This window comes from Anabaena sp. PCC 7938, from assembly GCF_049315035.1.
In the GTDB taxonomy this organism is placed as follows: Bacteria; Cyanobacteriota; Cyanobacteriia; order Cyanobacteriales; family Nostocaceae; genus Anabaena; species Anabaena cylindrica.
This window is the reverse complement of sequence record NZ_CP186034.1, coordinates 1,754,750-1,770,680: the sequence shown is the minus strand read 5'-3', so window position 1 is coordinate 1,770,680 and position 15,931 is coordinate 1,754,750. Positions and strand designations below refer to the sequence as shown.

10 protein-coding genes, 1 tRNA gene, 1 pseudogene and 1 CRISPR repeat array are annotated in these 15,931 nt (G+C 40.4%); of the genes and pseudogenes, 2 read left to right on the top strand and 10 right to left on the bottom strand.

From position 1 onward, the window contains the following. Positions 1 to 115 precede the first annotated feature (115 nt). From ACOWPH_RS08225 to ACOWPH_RS08190, 8 genes and pseudogenes are all read right to left on the bottom strand, one after another. Positions 116 to 544, bottom strand: a complete 429-nt coding sequence (locus ACOWPH_RS08225) for a YgjP-like metallopeptidase domain-containing protein (protein WP_052334522.1) — start codon at positions 542 to 544, stop codon at positions 116 to 118. Next, positions 541 to 3,840, bottom strand: a complete 3,300-nt coding sequence (locus tag ACOWPH_RS08220) for a type I restriction endonuclease subunit R (protein WP_015214924.1) — start codon at positions 3,838 to 3,840, stop codon at positions 541 to 543. Before ACOWPH_RS08220 ends, ACOWPH_RS08225 begins: the two co-directional genes overlap by 4 nt. Positions 3,841 to 3,863: 23 nt before the next feature. Beyond that, complete coding sequence (gene darG / locus ACOWPH_RS08215; protein ID WP_042465015.1) at positions 3,864 to 4,922, bottom strand: type II toxin-antitoxin system antitoxin DNA ADP-ribosyl glycohydrolase DarG; 1,059 nt, start codon at positions 4,920 to 4,922, stop codon at positions 3,864 to 3,866. Between the two features lie 54 nt (positions 4,923 to 4,976). After that, positions 4,977 to 5,612 carry a type II toxin-antitoxin system toxin DNA ADP-ribosyl transferase DarT gene (gene darT, locus ACOWPH_RS08210; protein ID WP_015214922.1) on the bottom strand — a complete coding sequence of 212 codons (636 nt, stop codon included), beginning with the start codon at positions 5,610 to 5,612 and terminating at the stop codon, positions 4,977 to 4,979. A 4-nt stretch (positions 5,613 to 5,616) separates the two neighbouring features. Then, on the bottom strand, positions 5,617 to 6,507 hold the full coding sequence (locus tag ACOWPH_RS08205) for a restriction endonuclease subunit S (protein ID WP_422665708.1): 891 nt from the start codon (positions 6,505 to 6,507) through the stop codon (positions 5,617 to 5,619). Positions 6,508 to 6,547: 40 nt separating this feature from the next. Next, positions 6,548 to 6,946, bottom strand: coding sequence for a hypothetical protein (locus ACOWPH_RS08200; RefSeq protein ID WP_422665707.1), 399 nt, complete (start codon positions 6,944 to 6,946; stop codon positions 6,548 to 6,550). Next, a pseudogene (locus tag ACOWPH_RS08195) lies at positions 6,936 to 9,533 on the bottom strand (N-6 DNA methylase). Before ACOWPH_RS08195 ends, ACOWPH_RS08200 begins: the two are co-directional and overlap by 11 nt. Positions 9,534 to 9,629: 96 nt before the next feature. Further along, positions 9,630 to 10,058 carry a MerR family transcriptional regulator gene (locus ACOWPH_RS08190; protein WP_015214920.1) on the bottom strand — a complete coding sequence of 143 codons (429 nt, stop codon included), beginning with the start codon at positions 10,056 to 10,058 and terminating at the stop codon, positions 9,630 to 9,632. A gap of 67 nt (positions 10,059 to 10,125) precedes the next feature. Between ACOWPH_RS08190 and cas12k the strand changes: the two genes are divergently transcribed. After that, entirely contained in the window at positions 10,126 to 12,033 is a 1,908-nt protein-coding gene (gene cas12k / locus ACOWPH_RS08185) for a type V CRISPR-associated protein Cas12k (protein ID WP_015214919.1), read from the top strand. Positions 12,034 to 12,497: 464 nt separating this feature from the next. Further along, positions 12,498 to 13,342: direct repeats of the CRISPR family, unit length 37 nt; unit sequence GTTTCAACACCCCTCCCGGAGTGGGGCGGGTTGAAAG. A 231-nt stretch (positions 13,343 to 13,573) separates the two neighbouring features. Here the strand turns inward: cas12k and ACOWPH_RS08180 are convergent. Then, positions 13,574 to 13,645 (bottom strand) — tRNA-Thr (locus ACOWPH_RS08180). Positions 13,646 to 13,678: 33 nt separating this feature from the next. On the opposite strand from ACOWPH_RS08180, the gene ACOWPH_RS08175 reads away from it, so the two are divergent. Further along, positions 13,679 to 13,948, top strand: coding sequence for a DUF3493 domain-containing protein (locus ACOWPH_RS08175; RefSeq protein ID WP_015214918.1), 270 nt, complete (start codon positions 13,679 to 13,681; stop codon positions 13,946 to 13,948). Between the two features lie 78 nt (positions 13,949 to 14,026). On the opposite strand, the gene ACOWPH_RS08170 is transcribed toward ACOWPH_RS08175, so the two are convergent. Beyond that, positions 14,027 to 15,655, bottom strand: a complete 1,629-nt coding sequence (locus ACOWPH_RS08170; protein ID WP_015214917.1) for a DUF1565 domain-containing protein — start codon at positions 15,653 to 15,655, stop codon at positions 14,027 to 14,029. Between the last annotated feature and the right edge of the window lie 276 nt (positions 15,656 to 15,931).

Genomic DNA, 15,931 nt, shown 5'->3' with positions numbered 1-15,931 from the left:
ATGACATTATTTCTCTTTTCATATATGTCATTTGTAAATATACTGGGAGTAAATGTAGTTTATTATTTCAGTATATAAATTGTAGGTATGATTTTTAGATGTTTCTTTTGTTCTCTTATTTTCGGTTAATACTGAGGTTTTCGGTCAGGTGCAAGATGTGAGTATACCAATGAATGAAATGCTCTCTAGCATGGCTCTGTTCATTAGACCTAAGCATAAATCTACCTTGGTAAAGGCGTAGAGGAGTGGGGGATTTTGCTGATACTAATAACAGGCGATAGCTGCGACCTAGATAATAAAATCCTTCACCGTTGATAAATTCTTTCTCTGAGTGATTTTGGGAAAGTAATTCTTTTTCTGCTAATTTCGTGTAAATCCAAAACCGTTTCTCTAAGGCAATTTGCTCAATTATTTCCAAAGGACAATCATAAGGAGCATTGACGATTAATTCTCCACCTCGGTCAATGGTAATACCTACTGTTTTTCGTTTGTTACTCCGATTTAATATAAAGTACAAATCATCAATTACCAGGGATTCACTCATATTATGGTTAATTTCCCATGAAGGTGTTTGGCTAATTCTAGGATGCGATCGCTCACTGCCTGTTGTCGAGAAAAGGGTATCACATCTTCGTCATCTAAGAATCGGACAATCCACCCCCGCAATAGGTTTTGAGCATGGGCATTTCTCCAGAAATCAACTATTCTAATCTCTTGACGGATGTGTTCTATCATTTCTATTGTGATCGCTGCCAGTTTGTTAAGTTCTATATCTAGTAATTCCTGTCCTGGATGGATTTCTTCTACCAAAATGCCTAAAAATGGCGCTTGGGTTCTGGGGTCAAGGCCAGTTTCATCTGCGGGACGACCTTGGCGCAAATCTTCAGTAAATTGGCGTAATGCTTCTACTAATTCTGCCCATTTATCCTGAAACCTTTCTAAAATTTCTTCTAGTCTTTCGCTTAATTTTTTGTAATAAGCTGGGTCTTCCTGAAAGTTCTTGCTGATATGGTAACGGGCAGCGTGTTCCATCTCCGATGCTTTGGCACGATCTGAGGTTCGAGAGTTGACAGCACTCTCAAAATCGGCATCCATAATCGAGATTGGGGGGACTTGAGGATCTATGCCACTAGCTATGATGTATTCGTCTATGAGTTGCCGGACTTTATTTCCTGCACCATAAATATTCAGTTGGAAGTCCCGGTAAAGATTGGCAGCAGCCTTATTGATATAGCCGAGGATTTTGGCATCTTTTATGTAAGGTAATGCTTCTGGGCGGGGCATGACAATATCTAAACTTTCCAAAAATTGCTTTAACTTGACTACAAATTCAGCCCGGATTTTGATATCTCGTAGTAAGTCAATGCAACTATTAACATCGGTAATGTCGGGAATACTCCGACTTTGAAAAACTGCAAGTACACGCTGATAGCGATCGCTCAATTTGGGTAACTCGTCTGTCAGGCTAATTAAAGCCCCTTGGATATCTTCAGCACTATAAACTGCCAAAGCTGTTTTCAAATGCCGAGCCACGCCATAGTAGTCTACAACCAAGCCACAGGATTTACGGGAATAGGTGCGGTTCACACGAGCGATCGCTTGCAGTAATTCATGTCCCTGCATTGAGCGATCTAAATACAATACTTGCTCAATAGGGGCATCAAAACCAGTCAGCAACATACTTTTGACGATGATGAAAGCCAAACCATCTTGTTTGTTGAGATCAGGATGCACCAGTGGTTTTTTAAATCGGTTGATGTAGTCTTCTACTTTGGATTTATCACTCCACTGCTTCCAAGCTGGATCGTCATTGTTGCCACTGGAAATTACCGATGCAAACTCTAAACCTTTGATTTGCGCTAATTGCGGATAAATCCGGGTTAAAAACTCAGTTTCGGGATTTGAAGATGGTTGAGAAGGGTCAAAACTTTCCAACTGGGCTACTAATTTTTCATGAGCAGCAACAAAAGCCTGTTGATAGCGTACTGCTGCGAGGCGACTACTAGCCACAACTTGGGCTTTAAAGCCATTGGGTAGAACTGTTTCTACATAATGGCGCAGCATATCCTCTGCCTTAGCTGCTATGAGTTTTGGAGCTTCCAAGACATTGCCTTCTGTGGCGTATTTAGCGCGAATTGCGGCTAATTCTTCAGGAGTGCGATCGCAAAACATATCCTCGAAAAGTTGATCTAGCGATCGCCCATCTGCTACTTCTGCCTCAGCAGTACGTCCTTCATAGAGAATTGGTACAGTTGCCCCATCTGCCTCTGATTCTTTAATGGTGTAGCGATCAATAAACTCCCCAAAAATTTCGTAGGTACGCTTGCGTTTTCCCTCCAAAATCGGAGTCCCTGTAAAACCAATCCTGGCACAATTGGGTAAGGCTGCCATCAAGTTAGCGTGTAATTGACTAGCTTGGGTGCGGTGGGCTTCATCTACTAAAACTAGGATATCTTCTGAATCATTCAAAATCGGAAATTCCTCAGTTTCCGTCACCAGACGAACCACTTTTGGATTGAGGTTATAGCTAGAGGATTTTTCTGCTGCTTTGCGAACTGTAGTATTTCCCTGACTAGATGGGTATTTCAAGATGCCGCTAGTGTCTTCTGTAATATCCTCATCTCGCTGTTGATATTTCTGAATTGTGGCAAAGATTAAATCTGGACTAGATTGACGCAACAGTGTTTTGAGTTCTTCGGTATTTGTTGCTTTCAGGACTGTTTCGTTAGTGAGACTGGCAGTATTGCTAAGTTGTTTTTGTAAATCTACTCTGTCTGTCACCACAACAACTTTAAAACGCCGTAATTTTGGTAAAGTTCTCAGCTTTCGCACTAAGAAAACCATTGTTAAACTTTTACCAGATCCTTGAGTATGCCAAATAATTCCACCTCTTTGATCACTTTCGCCATGCTGACTACGAGTTTTACCATTCTGCAAGCGGCGCACTGCTTCCTGTACGGCTCTAAACTGTTGGTAACGAGCCACTATTTTGATATTCTTGCCACCTGATTGTTGAAATAGAGTGAAATTTCTAACTATATCCATTAGGAGGGCTGGACGCAGCATTCCCGCTACTAAAATTTGCTGACTGCTGAGTTGTGTTTCTCCTAATTCTGCTGCTACTTCAGCCATTGAGACGGGACTGGTATCTTTCCATTCTAGATAATGTTGATATGATGCGCCAATTGTGCCTACTCTGGCTACATGGAAAAAGGTAGAAATCAAAAATTGATTGTAATGAAATAGTTTTTCTACACCTTCATCGTCTGCGATTTCTTCTCGTTGATTTGAATAACGTCGTAACTGGGTAATGCCTTCTGCCATTGGTTCTGTGCTAGAAGGACTTTTGCATTCTATTACTACTAAAGGAATGCCATTTATAAATAAAACAATATCAGGAATTATATAATTTTTACCACCAGGAATATCAACACGAAATTGATTAATAATTAGGAAATCATTGCGTTCAGGATGGTCAAAATCAATGAAGCGAACTGTCTGATCTCTGCCTCCATCCCTTTGTGGATCACCTTCGGCTACAGTTCCTTGAAGTAACAAATCAGTGGCTATTTGATTCGCTTCCATGAGTTTGGCAGTTCCCAACCTTTCTAAAACACCAATGGCAGTATTGATGCGACTATCATCTAGCCAAGGTAGTCCGTTGTCATCAAGGTTAATTCTGCCGATGGCTTTGTGAAGTCTTGCCGTCAGCAGAATTTCCCGGAAGTTTTGTCTTTCAGTTAGGTAAGGAACATCAATATCACCCTCGATATATTGCCAACCCATGAGTTTAAGTTGGTTAATTAGAGGGAGTTCAACCTGGCTATACTCGTTGAACATGAGAGGTGAATCCGAGGTATATTTTATTCCATCATATTAGTTGAATTCATGGTTAGCCAGTTTTGTTCACCTAGACGCTGCCAAGCTTTGCGAATATGTTCTGGTTTGAATAGCTTGCGTTTTCTCTCGCTCCATTCATGTACCAGATTTATTGCTTCTTCACTATCTTTCGCTGGGTTAGGGTGTTTGGTAGCTACCCAGTGAACTGTCGCTAATAATTCCATGCCGTAGGGCGTTTCAAAGCCATAAATAAGTTTGCTAACTTGCTCTAAACGCTCTTGGGCTTCTAATTCAGTTGCTAAAAAAGTCTCTGCTGCTTCTCTACCTTGTGGTAATACAGAAATACTTGCTCTCCCAGTCCCATCACCATAACCACGAATATAATGCCCTTCTATATGTTTTAGAACTTGGTTCAGGTTATCTGCGTAGGGACCATATAAACTCTTTTGATAGGGTAACTTGAGAAATTCCCCTGCTTCTTGGAGAAAATAAGCCAGTTTTTGGATTTCTAGCTTGGTTAACTCATAGCCAGGAATACCGTAAGCTTCCAGTAGGCGAATGATTAAGGCACGTCCACGGGTCATGTTAGGCTTTTTGGTGGCTACCTGCATTTTTTCGGCTGCTGGTGCGCCCGATGGCTCAAATATAATTACTTGCACATTTGGCAGTTGGGCAAAGCTTGATTCTATTAGAGGCTTAACTTCTCGCCAATTTAAGCCACCGTTGCCGCATCCTAATGGGGGAATGGCAATTGAGGTAATTCCTAATTTTTGCACCTCTGCAACTAAAGCCACCAATCCACTTTTAATATCTTCTATTTTGGATTTGCTTTTCCAGTGGCGTTTGGTGGGGAAGTTAATGATGTATCTGGGATTAAATAGGCTACCTGTGGAGACGGTAAACATCTGACCTGGTTGCACTTCTCCAGCACGACAGGCTTTTTCATATTGGCGGAAGTTTTCAGGGTAAGCTTGCTTAAATTGCAAGGCAATACCTTTACCCATGACACCGACATTATTCACGGTGTTAACTAGGGCTTCGGCATTTTCTTCTAGTAGGTTGCCTTGCTTAAATTCCATCATCTCCCTTAACTGGCTATATATATCTAGTATAATTGTGAGTTTATCTCAAAACTCTTAATAGTACCATTTAGAGTAAACCCTAACAGGGGTCTGAACGTTAATTTTTTGTAATATTTCTTTAACTTGTGTTTGAATTGTGGTGTTAAAGACACCAATTTCTTCAATGAGTCGCCAGGGAAAAAACTGATGCACTAAAAACTCGGCTTGTCGTCGGCGTTTTCTGTCCCCGTCTTCTTCTGTATCAGCCCAGTAGTTAGTTTCCATAATTTCCCAGTCAATCACGCCATCTGCATACAAATATTCAATTTCATCAAAAAAAGCTGTATATTCCATAGCTGCGTGTCCGTCTGCACCTACAAAGGATAGTCCCGCAGTTTCAACCGCTTCTGCACTGGAAACTAAATGAAGAATTGGTGTTTGTCCATTGCTATATTGACCTACATTTTTTCTATGAATGGCGTAGAGCATGGGAGAACGTGGAGCAAAATAGAATGGTACATAATTATGTAAAGTTCCACCAGCACCACAAGGAACACGAGTTATTGATCGTCTATCTTGGATGTGTCCATGAGCAATATCAAGATATTTAATTGTTTCTTGCCTTAGCCTACTGTTTGCCATCAATCCACCTGATTTGAGAATGGAGGGTAAGTTGTTGATGTGGGTGATGTGGTAGATAGGGATGGGCATTAGATTATGCTGTTGTAGGTATGGCTATATTATTTTTAACCTGATTGATTCGGACTTTTCCAGTTAATAAGTCGTGCATTAGTCCTTTTTTCTGGAGTTTGAGTTTTTCCAGGTATGCTTCTTCTGTGCGGATGCGGGTATCTTGAGTTTCGATAATCTCTGATATTTTTTTCTGTTCTTCTAATTTTGGTTTTGCAACAATGTTTCTAGTAATTCGATCAGGTGAGGTATGCCGTACTGTTGTACCTGTTGCATTACTAATAATATTTTGCCTAACTCTATCGCTATTCATAACAAGGATCAAAAACTGCTTATCCCATCTATTAGTAGATTTGACAACTATTTTGCCAATTCGTTGATTATGTAAAAGTTTAAATGGTAGATCCAGTAATACTACTCTACCTAAAATAAGTGTTTTTGGAGAAAGGTCAGTCATTACAGTTAACAAATCACCATTTTGTAAAATAGTGCTTTCTGGAATTTCCCCTTGATAATACTTAATATTGTTTTTCTCAAAATAAAGTCCACCTTCTCTATGAAAGTTTCCCGGAACTAAAAGCACTTCTCCTGGAGGATCATCAGAAAAATACTCACCTTTAAAAGCATAGCCATGACGTATATCAATTTCTTGAGCAAGAACAGTAACTTCCCAATCTTTCGGAATTTTCCCCAGTGGTGAATCTTTGAACTCTTGAGGATGTGCGATCGCATCCCGTAATTCTCCATTCTCATCAAGTCCGCGAGTCAGTAAGTCGTGAAGCAGTCCGGCTTTGATTTGCTTGAGTTTGGCGATAATAGAAGATGTGTGTGCGATCGCTTCTTCTATGGTGTCGAGTATTTCAGCAATACATTGTTGTTCAGACTTCGACGGGAAAGGTATGGTTAGTTCTACCATGTCCCGCTGAAAGATATGAGGGATTGAGCTACCTGAAACTTTATCTGTAAACGAGCTTCTGAAAGCTGTCACCAGTTAAATAGTGATACACATATCGTGGTACTAAAGGTGAGCGTACCCGAATAAGCATCATTGTAGAGTTAATAGTTGCCAAGCCAGGTAAATTATCAATAATGGCAACACGACCAATAGTTCCATCTTTAGTAAGAATAATATCGCCTTCTTCAAGAGCAATTTCCCTAGACTCAAGGTAGCGAGGCATTGAGACATGATCGCAAGCAGACCATTTGACTTGTCCTGCTGCAATGTGATGACCAGCAATCAAGTATGGTCCATCTTCAGTATATTCAGATGCTTTCAGACCTCGCCAACCAATACGGCCTTTTATATACGCATATTTACCCAATTTTTCCTCGTACCAAATTGGTTTATTCAACATACCCCAACCCCCTCAAAAAACCATCTAACCGCTTCGCTGCATTATCTCTTTTTGCCTCAATATCGCGCAAAGTTACCCGATATTTATCCCACCAATTCTCAAGACTAGAAATCACCTGCTGACGATGAGCATTAACATAACGATTTAATTGATTTTCTAAATCATCCTTAGCAATATCTAACACTAATCGCTGACATTGTTCCATCATCAACTGCTTTCTGGCATTATCCAACTGCTTAATTAAATCTTCCTTCAAGTTAGTCAAAATCTTCTTAACCTGTAACAATTCCTGCTTGAGTTTCTTAATTTCAGCCTCACTCAATTGCTCCTCATCTTCTAATTCCCCTTCCTCGCTTTCCTCATCACTCTTTTTAGTGGCTGCTAATTGACTTTCTAAATCTGCTTTTTTAGCTTCATAATCTGCCAACTGTTGTAAATATTTTGGCAATAAACGCACTACCAATTTATGACTTAACGGGTCAGAACCATTACCATTTTTATTATCACTATCCAAATCCGCCCGAATTGTTTCTACCCAACCTTCTATCAAACCATCAAAATTTTGAGCAGCAACAGTTTTCAAATCATACTGAATTTCATTCCACCAACTAGCAATTACCCCATTTACCTGAAATTCATCTAAAAACAGCAGCATTTGTTCTTGAATTGCTTGTTTTCTTAAACTCTCAGCTTTCGCTTCTATTTCATTTTCTACCAACCCTTTAAAATTTTGATTAATAGCAGAAGCCAAAGTATTTTCATTATTCTCTAACCATTGAGTCATTGTTCCCGCTACTTGGTAAGGTTCGAGAATTTTAATCGGACGCATTGCTTCAGTAAAAGATGTCAGAAAATCAGCACGAACTTTCATTAAATCCTTAGTTTCTGGTAACTGCAACAATTGGTTTTCGTGAATTTCCCACCAATTCAAAAAAGCATCTTTTAGCCTTTTTTCCTGCTGCGCTATACCTGGATATGATTCTACAAAATCTTTAATTTGACTACGTTCTGTGAGAATTGGTAAAAAATCGAAATAATCTTGACTTCTTTCCACAAAGAAAGCACTGGGTTCAAAACCATGAGCAATAAAAGGTTCTTGTTTAGCTGCCACTTCCGCTTTAGGCACACCTCCTAAAAGATGCGCTCTCACATCATGGGGTTCTGGATGTGGTGCATTATCAGCATAACGGCGAATATTGCAGTTGTAATCATTATCAGATAACTGTTGTTTAGTAACTACTGCTGCATAACCAGGAACATCTACAAAAGCCTCAAAAGAAGAAACAATTTTTTCAATATTCTCAGGTTTCAGGAAATTTTGCGCTCTACCAGATTGAAATTCGGCATCAGCATTAATAAATAAAACCTTACCTTGACGTTCTTGAGGTTTCGCTGCTTTTGAACCTCTGATTACCAAAATACAAGCAGGAATACCAGTTCCATAAAATAAATTTGGTGGTAAACCAATCACAGCTTCTAACAAATCATCTTCAATAAATTTCTGGCGGATTTCCTTTTCTACACCACCCCGAAACAACACACCATGAGGCATTACCGTTGCCATCATTCCCGTACTTCGCAACACCGCTACCATGTGCTGCACAAACATCAAATCTGCCTTTTTACCATTTTCTGGACAGAAGCCATAACGCTCAAAACGCCACGGAAATTGTAACCCTGTTCGAGAATAATTTTGACTAAATGGGGGATTACTAATTACCCGATCAAAACGCATTAGTTCCCCACCTTATATATGCAGTGGGTTAGCAATAGTATCATCATTTTGAATAGCTTTCTCATCAGTAACTATGCCATGCAAAATCATATTCATTTTGCAAATTGCCCAAACTCCACCATTAGCTTCTTGTCCATAAAGACTAAGATTTTTGGCATTTCCTTGATGTTCTTCTACATATTCCTTAGAGAGAATCAGCATACCTCCTGAACCTACACAGGGGTCATAAATCCGCATTCCCTGCTGTGGTTTGAGTAATCGCACCATTAACCGCGCTACATCACGGGGGGTATAAAATTCGCCGCCTTTTTTACCTGCGGAATCAGCAAAATGTTTAATCAAATACTCATAAGCTGCACCCAGCAAATCAGGAAATTCAAAATCCTCATTGCGGAGACGATTTTTACTAAAATGCCGAATTAAGTCCCGCAATTTTTGGTCAGGAACTCTGGTTTTACCTACAGTCTTATTAAAATCAATGTGGCTAACAACGCCCTCTAAAATCGGGTTTTCATTTTCCAACGCACCCAAAGCTTTATTTAAGCCGTTACCAACATCACTATGTAATTCTTTTTCGATATAACTCCAACGCGCTCTTTCTGGAACAAAGAAAGTCTTGTCATAGTAAACAGATGATTCAGCACGTTGTTTTGCTTCTGCTTCAGTTCTACCTTTAAGTGTATTCGCTGCCATAATCTGCTCGTACTGCTCCTCAAAGACATCAGAACAGCGTTTTAAAAAGAGCATTCCAAAGATATACTCCTTATACTCAGAAGCATCCATCTTGCCACGCAGAATGTCAGCAGCAGCAAATAGGTGACGTTCTAACTGAGATAGGGTAATTTTTCTCATAAAGGCAATAGCCTGGATACTTATAAAAATAAACAAAACTTTTGTGCAATTAACAGATTAGCGTAGATGGGAAGCCTTTTGTCATTGACCGGGACTCTATTGAGCTAACCTACTTGCTAACTTCTGATAAATAATATCCAACCACACAGGAATAACAGCCTTACCTTCATCCAGGGATGCGATCGCACTCTTCCTGTCAAATTCTACTAGAGAAAGCGACTCATTCTGTGCTGATAACAACAACATAAACCGCTTACCCTTACCTGAAATAAACAACTCCGGCTCTTGTGCCTTCAGCCTTTTCAGGGTTTCACAGGCAATATCAAAACTTATCCCCGTAGACAGCCAATATACCAAAGCTGCCAGTTCTACCAAATTAGACCTAGAGTAATAAATACTGCGTCCCGTTCCCGTATCACTAATGATAGGTACAACAATCCCCTTCTCTCGCCAATACTGAATCTGGCGGAGAGTACAACCTGTCAATTGAGCCGCTTCCTTACTTGTGAAAAATGTTTCTTGCATAAAAACATTTTACAGAAAGCAGTTATAATACAAATATGTTAGTATTAGACAAATATGTTTATTAGGTATGAGCCAAATCACTATTCAGTGTCGTTTAGTAGCCAGTGAAACTACCCGTCAACAGCTATGGCAGTTGATGGCAGAGAAAAACACGCCACTGATTAACGAACTACTGAGTCAAATTGGTAAACACCCAGAATTTGAAACATGGCGACAAAAAGGTAAACACCCCACAGGTATAGTCAAAGAACTGTGTGAACCTTTGAAAACTGATCCGCGCTTTATAGGACAACCTGCAAGGTTTTACACCAGTGCCACAGCATCAGTGAACTATATTTATGAATCCTGGTTTGCGCTGATGAAGCGTTATCAGTCCCAACTAGACGGCAAACTTCGCTGGCTGGAAATGTTCAACAGTGATGCTGAATTGGTAGAACACAGTGGAGTTTCATTAGATACTCTTCGTGCTACATCTGCGGAAATATTGGCTCAATTTGCACCACAAGATACCAACAGAGATACATCCAACAAGGGTAAAAAGTCTAAAATGGGTAAAAAATCCCAAAAATCAGATAGCGAAGGTAATTTATCAAAAAAATTATTTGATGCTTACAGCAGCGCAGAAGATAATTTAACTCGTTGTGCTATTAGTCATTTACTTAAAAACGGTTGTAAGGTTAGCAATAAAGAAGAAAATTCCGAAAAGTTCACTCAACGTCGCCGTAAATTAGAAATCCAAATTCAACGCCTCACAGAAAAACTAGCCGCTAGAATCCCCAAAGGGCGGGATTTAACCGATACTCAATGGTTAGAAACTCTTTTCACTGCTACTTATAACGTTCCTGAAGACGAAACAGAGGCGAAATTATGGCAAAACAGTCTTTTAAGAAAATTTAGCTCTCTGCCTTTTCCGGTGGCTTACGAAACCAACGAAGATTTAGTTTGGTCTAAAAATCGGTTTGGACGCATCTGTTTAACATTTCCTACGTTAAGAGAGCATATCTTTCAAATTTATTGTGATTCTCGCCAACTCCACTGGTTTCAACGTTTTCTGGAAGACCAGGAAATTAAGAAAAATAGCAAAAATCAACACTCTAGTGCCTTGTTTACCCTGCGTAGTGGTCGTATTGCTTGGCAAGAAGGAGAAGGTAAAGGAGAACCTTGGGATATTCACCATTTAACCCTTTATTGTTGTGTAGATACTCGTCTATGGACAGAAGAAGGAACAAATTTAGTCAAAGAAGAAAAAGCTGAAGAAATTGCCAAAACCATCACCCAGACAAAAGCCAAAGGTGATCTAAATGATAAACAACAGGCGCATCTCAAACGCAAAAATTCCTCTCTAGCCAGAATTAATAACCCCTTCCCTCGTCCCAGCCAACCTTTATATAAAGGACAATCTCATATTCTACTGGGTGTGAGTTTAGGTTTAGAAAAACCTGCCACTGTTGCCGTTGTAGATGGTACTACAGGGAAGGTTTTAACGTATCGCAATATTAAACAATTACTAGGTGATAATTACAAACTGCTTAACAGACAAAGACAACAAAAACATCTGTTATCCCACCAACGGCATATTGCTCAAAGGATTGCTGCACCAAACAACTTTGGCGATTCGGAGTTAGGAGAGTATATAGACAGATTACTGGCAAAAGAAATTATTGCGATCGCACAAACCTATCAAGCTGGCAGTATCGTCCTACCAAACTTAGGCGATATGCGAGAACAAATTCAGAGTGAGATTAAAGCCAAAGCTGAACAAAAATCAGATTTAGTAGAAGTCCAAAAAAAGTATGCCAAGCAATATCCAAATAGTGTTCATCAATGGAGTTATGGCAGATTGATTACAAATATTCAAAGTCAGTCCAAGAAAGCAGGAATTGTGATTGAAGAAGGAAAACAACAGATTAGAGCGAGTCCACTGGAAAAAGCCAAAGAATTAGCCATAAACGCCTATCAATCTCGAAAAGCCTGATTGACAAAACACTGAACCTTGAGTAATAGAATAGTAATTAACAATAGCGCCGCAGTTCATGTTGTTGATCAACCTCTGAACTGAGATAAATGTGGGTTAGTTTGACTGTTGTGAGACAGTCTTGCTTTCTGACCCTGGTAGCTGCCCACCTTGATGCTGCTGTTTCTTGTAAACAGGAATAAGGTGCGCCCCCAGTAATAGAGGTGCGGGTTTACCGCAGTGGTGGCTACCGAATCACCTCCGAGCAAGGAGGAATCCACCTTAATTATTTATTTTTGGCGAACCATAAGCGAGGTCAATTTCCCTGGGGTTCTGCCAAAAGTCCAAATCCCTTGTCTAGTCTGTTTTTCAGATGTTGAGATGCTTTGAAAATGTTCCCTTTAAAGGGAAATTAAGAGCAAATTTAGGACATCCGCCAAAATTGCTTTTGGAAGTGTCACTAAATAAGGGTTTGGTCGGGCGGAGTTTCAACACCCCTCCCGGAGTGGGGCGGGTTGAAAGCAAAGTACTACTTTGATTTTGCTTTAAAAGTTGGTTTCAACACCCCTCCCGGAGTGGGGCGGGTTGAAAGAGAAACAAGAAAGCCTTTTTATTAACATAAACAGCCGGTTTCAACACCCCTCCCGGAGTGGGGCGGGTTGAAAGTCAAGTCTTGGTTTTGCTGCATCCCAAATAGCACTGTTTCAACACCCCTCCCGGAGTGGGGCGGGTTGAAAGTTCCCATGCGTACAATTGCCTGAAACTCTTACACAGTTTCAACACCCCTCCCGGAGTGGGGCGGGTTGAAAGGTTAAAGACTTAACTTTTGACCCAGAAGCTAACGGTTTCAACACCCCTCCCGGAGTGGGGCGGGTTGAAAGTTGAGCTTTGTAAAATGCAGCGTGTTCTAGCAGTTTGTTTCAACACCCCTCCCGGAGTGGGGCGGGTTGAAAGGTGAATACGATCTGATATGTCTAACAATTCAATGTTAGTTTCAACACCCCTCCCGGAGTGGGGCGGGTTGAAAGCTGGGAATTAGATTAGCTTGGAATCAAGAATTTACGTTTCAACACCCCTCCCGGAGTGGGGCGGGTTGAAAGATTGTAGCAACCAATTCTTGCATGACGTTACACACCTGTGCTGCTGGGTTTCAACACCCCTCCCGGAGTGGGGCGGGTTGAAAGGCTTCTCTCCTTCCAAAAACATTCTTGTCAAAGCTTGGTTTCAACACCCCTCCCGGAGTGGGGCGGGTTGAAAGTTTAGCTTCTACCCACCCTTGATACCTAGTTTTAAGTTTCAACACCCCTCCCGGAGTGGGGCGGGTTGAAAGACATTAATGCAAGTAGAATAAAAAATATCTAGGTGGGTTGAAAGATCAGTAGGTCGTGGGTTTAACTCTGAAAACACTTGAAAACACTATATAAATACAGTGTTGCTTGTGACATTTAGGGACAATTAATTTGTTAACAGTGACACGAATTAGTTAAAAATGACATTAATTTGTTAACAGTGACAAATAAATTGTTAATGTACAGACATATAGTGTGCGAATGTACACCAAAGCCGATGATGGGATTTGAACCCACGACCTACTGATTACGAATCAGTTGCTCTACCCCTGAGCCACATCGGCATACACAGTTTGATATCATAGCATTATTTACCTATGATAGACCCAAATTCCCAAAATCGTCTTAACTCTAAACAATATGCCCACCTGAAAGCTGAAATAGCAGCCCCTTATCGTGGTTTGCGGCAATTTATCTATATAGGTGTTGGTGCTTCTGGTTTTATCGGCGCATTCACCTTCTTTTTTCAACTGCTTGCTGGGAAGAATATCGACAGCACTTTACCCAATTTCGCGCTGCAAGTGGGAATAGTTGCCTTGATGATATTTCTTTGGAAATGGGAACAAAGTCGGCAAAAACGTCTTTAAGAGCTAAAAATCAAAAAACATCAAGCGCCAGATGAAAATTATATTCATAGTCTGACGCTTTCAGTTTCCCAACTTAGCTTACTGTGCTGTCACCAAATAGGGAGAGGGAATTGGTTGCGCCCTGCCAATAGTCACAAGTGACTGATAAACAAAAGCAGCAATTTCTGCTCTAGTTGCCTCACGATTAGGATCAAGTTGTTGCACCATAGGATAATTAATCACTAATTGCCGTACAGTTGCAGCCGCAACAGGCCCAAGTGCATAATTGGGAATTTGAACCGCATCAGTATAAAAACTGAGAATATTGTTATTATTGGCAGTGAAATTCAAACCATTAGCTAGAGCAACTAAGGCCTGTACTCTGGGAATTTGTTGCTGTGGTTTAAAAGTACCATCAGGATACCCAGCTACAAATTGACTCTGGTAAGCCGACTGAATTGCTCCATAAGCCCAAAAATTGCTGTTCACATCCCTAAACTGAATAGCTGTACGTTTAGCTGGGGGTGTTAAAGCTTTGGTGATAATGGTAGCAAATTGAGCGCGAGTTACAGGCTCATTGGGTCTAAAAGTACCATCAGGGAAACCTGCAATTATATTTTGGGCAGCTAAAGCTTCAATATAGGTTTTTGCCCAATAACCTGTAGGCACGTCCCGAAAAACTACAGGCCCACCAGGTTGATTAACAGTTGCAGCCACAAAATCGACTGCACCAAAAATGCGCTTTTGATCGATATCATTACCAATAGCAACTATCCTGTTAACCTTCGTCGAATTATTCAAGTCATAACGGGCATTATCACGGATGAGATTACCACCAGGATTGTCATTAGTACCGAGGTTGGGAAGAGCATCAATAGTAGCGACTATACCATCCCGTTTATTATTCTGAATGACATTGTTACGCAGTACAGGTTGAGCGGATTCTGAAATAAACATACCGTCGTTGTTACCAACGATGTTGTTACCTGCTACTAGAGTTGTGGCTGCACCACCAATAGCCAAACCAAAACCTGTATCCTGAAATAAGTTATTACGAATCTCCCCTTGAGCAGATTTAGTTACTGAAACCCCATTGCCTTGATTTTTCACAAAGACGTTATTTTCAATTTTGGGATTTCCTGTACCTGTAATGAAAACACCATCTCTAGCACTGTTTGTAAAAGTACTGTTTTTGATAGTGGGATTACTTGACTCTACCCATATCCCAGTACCCCGTGAATTGGGGTTAGTAACAGTGACACCTGTAATAGTGGTGTTATTCTCAGCCAAGATTGTAATGTCTTGTCTCGCAAAGGTGCGACTGGTGTAATAACCACCACCTATAATTGCTGTCCCTTGACCTTTGATAGCTTCATTACCCAGAAGTATTACTCCTGGTTTGAGCAACAAGGGAAAAGTTTCTCCAGTATCTTTGGTATAGCTACCAGGCGCTAGTTGAATAACTGTATTTGATTGGGCCCGCGAAATCGCGAAGGTAATAGTTTTGTATGGTGCTTCTGGGGTAGTACCAAAACTGTTACGATCATTACCAGTAACAGGATTAACATAAATCACTGTTGCACTGGCTGGAATTTGTGCAGTTAAAGTTGGTCTGGAACTAGCATTGACCGTACTGGACAGTAGCATAGAAGCGCCAGTAATAACTAACAAAGCTGTTAGGCTGGTTCCTAAGGTTAAGGTGGAGATATGAAGACCTCTATATTTCATTTTTATTTTTCTGATGTACTTGATGACGCGACTTTCAACATAGTCTAAGGTAACAGGGTTTGACTGTAAAACCCATGCGAAACTATACTGGATGATTAACGCTTGTTCAGTGAAAATTATTATTAAAAAACAATACGGCTCAGTTAACCTTAACCACAGTGTTTAGCATGGGGGGTTAATTGAACCGTATGAGATTAAAAAAGGTAATTTTTTTGCTATTGTGAAATTTTGTCATGGAGTTGGCGGTTAAAGCTCTGGGAAATTTTTCCCATACAC

Coding starts and splice junctions, on each gene's coding strand:
- darT (WP_015214922.1), bottom strand. CDS start 5,612: ATGCCCATCCCTATCTACCACATCACCCACATCAACAACTTACCCTCC.
- ACOWPH_RS08225 (WP_052334522.1), bottom strand. CDS start 544: ATGAGTGAATCCCTGGTAATTGATGATTTGTACTTTATATTAAATCGG.
- ACOWPH_RS08205 (WP_422665708.1), bottom strand. CDS start 6,507: ATGGTAGAACTAACCATACCTTTCCCGTCGAAGTCTGAACAACAATGT.
- ACOWPH_RS08175 (WP_015214918.1), top strand. CDS start 13,679: ATGATAGACCCAAATTCCCAAAATCGTCTTAACTCTAAACAATATGCC.
- cas12k (WP_015214919.1), top strand. CDS start 10,126: ATGAGCCAAATCACTATTCAGTGTCGTTTAGTAGCCAGTGAAACTACC.
- darG (WP_042465015.1), bottom strand. CDS start 4,922: ATGATGGAATTTAAGCAAGGCAACCTACTAGAAGAAAATGCCGAAGCC.
- ACOWPH_RS08200 (WP_422665707.1), bottom strand. CDS start 6,946: ATGTTGAATAAACCAATTTGGTACGAGGAAAAATTGGGTAAATATGCG.
- ACOWPH_RS08190 (WP_015214920.1), bottom strand. CDS start 10,058: ATGCAAGAAACATTTTTCACAAGTAAGGAAGCGGCTCAATTGACAGGT.
- ACOWPH_RS08220 (WP_015214924.1), bottom strand. CDS start 3,840: ATGTTCAACGAGTATAGCCAGGTTGAACTCCCTCTAATTAACCAACTT.
- ACOWPH_RS08170 (WP_015214917.1), bottom strand. CDS start 15,655: ATGAAATATAGAGGTCTTCATATCTCCACCTTAACCTTAGGAACCAGC.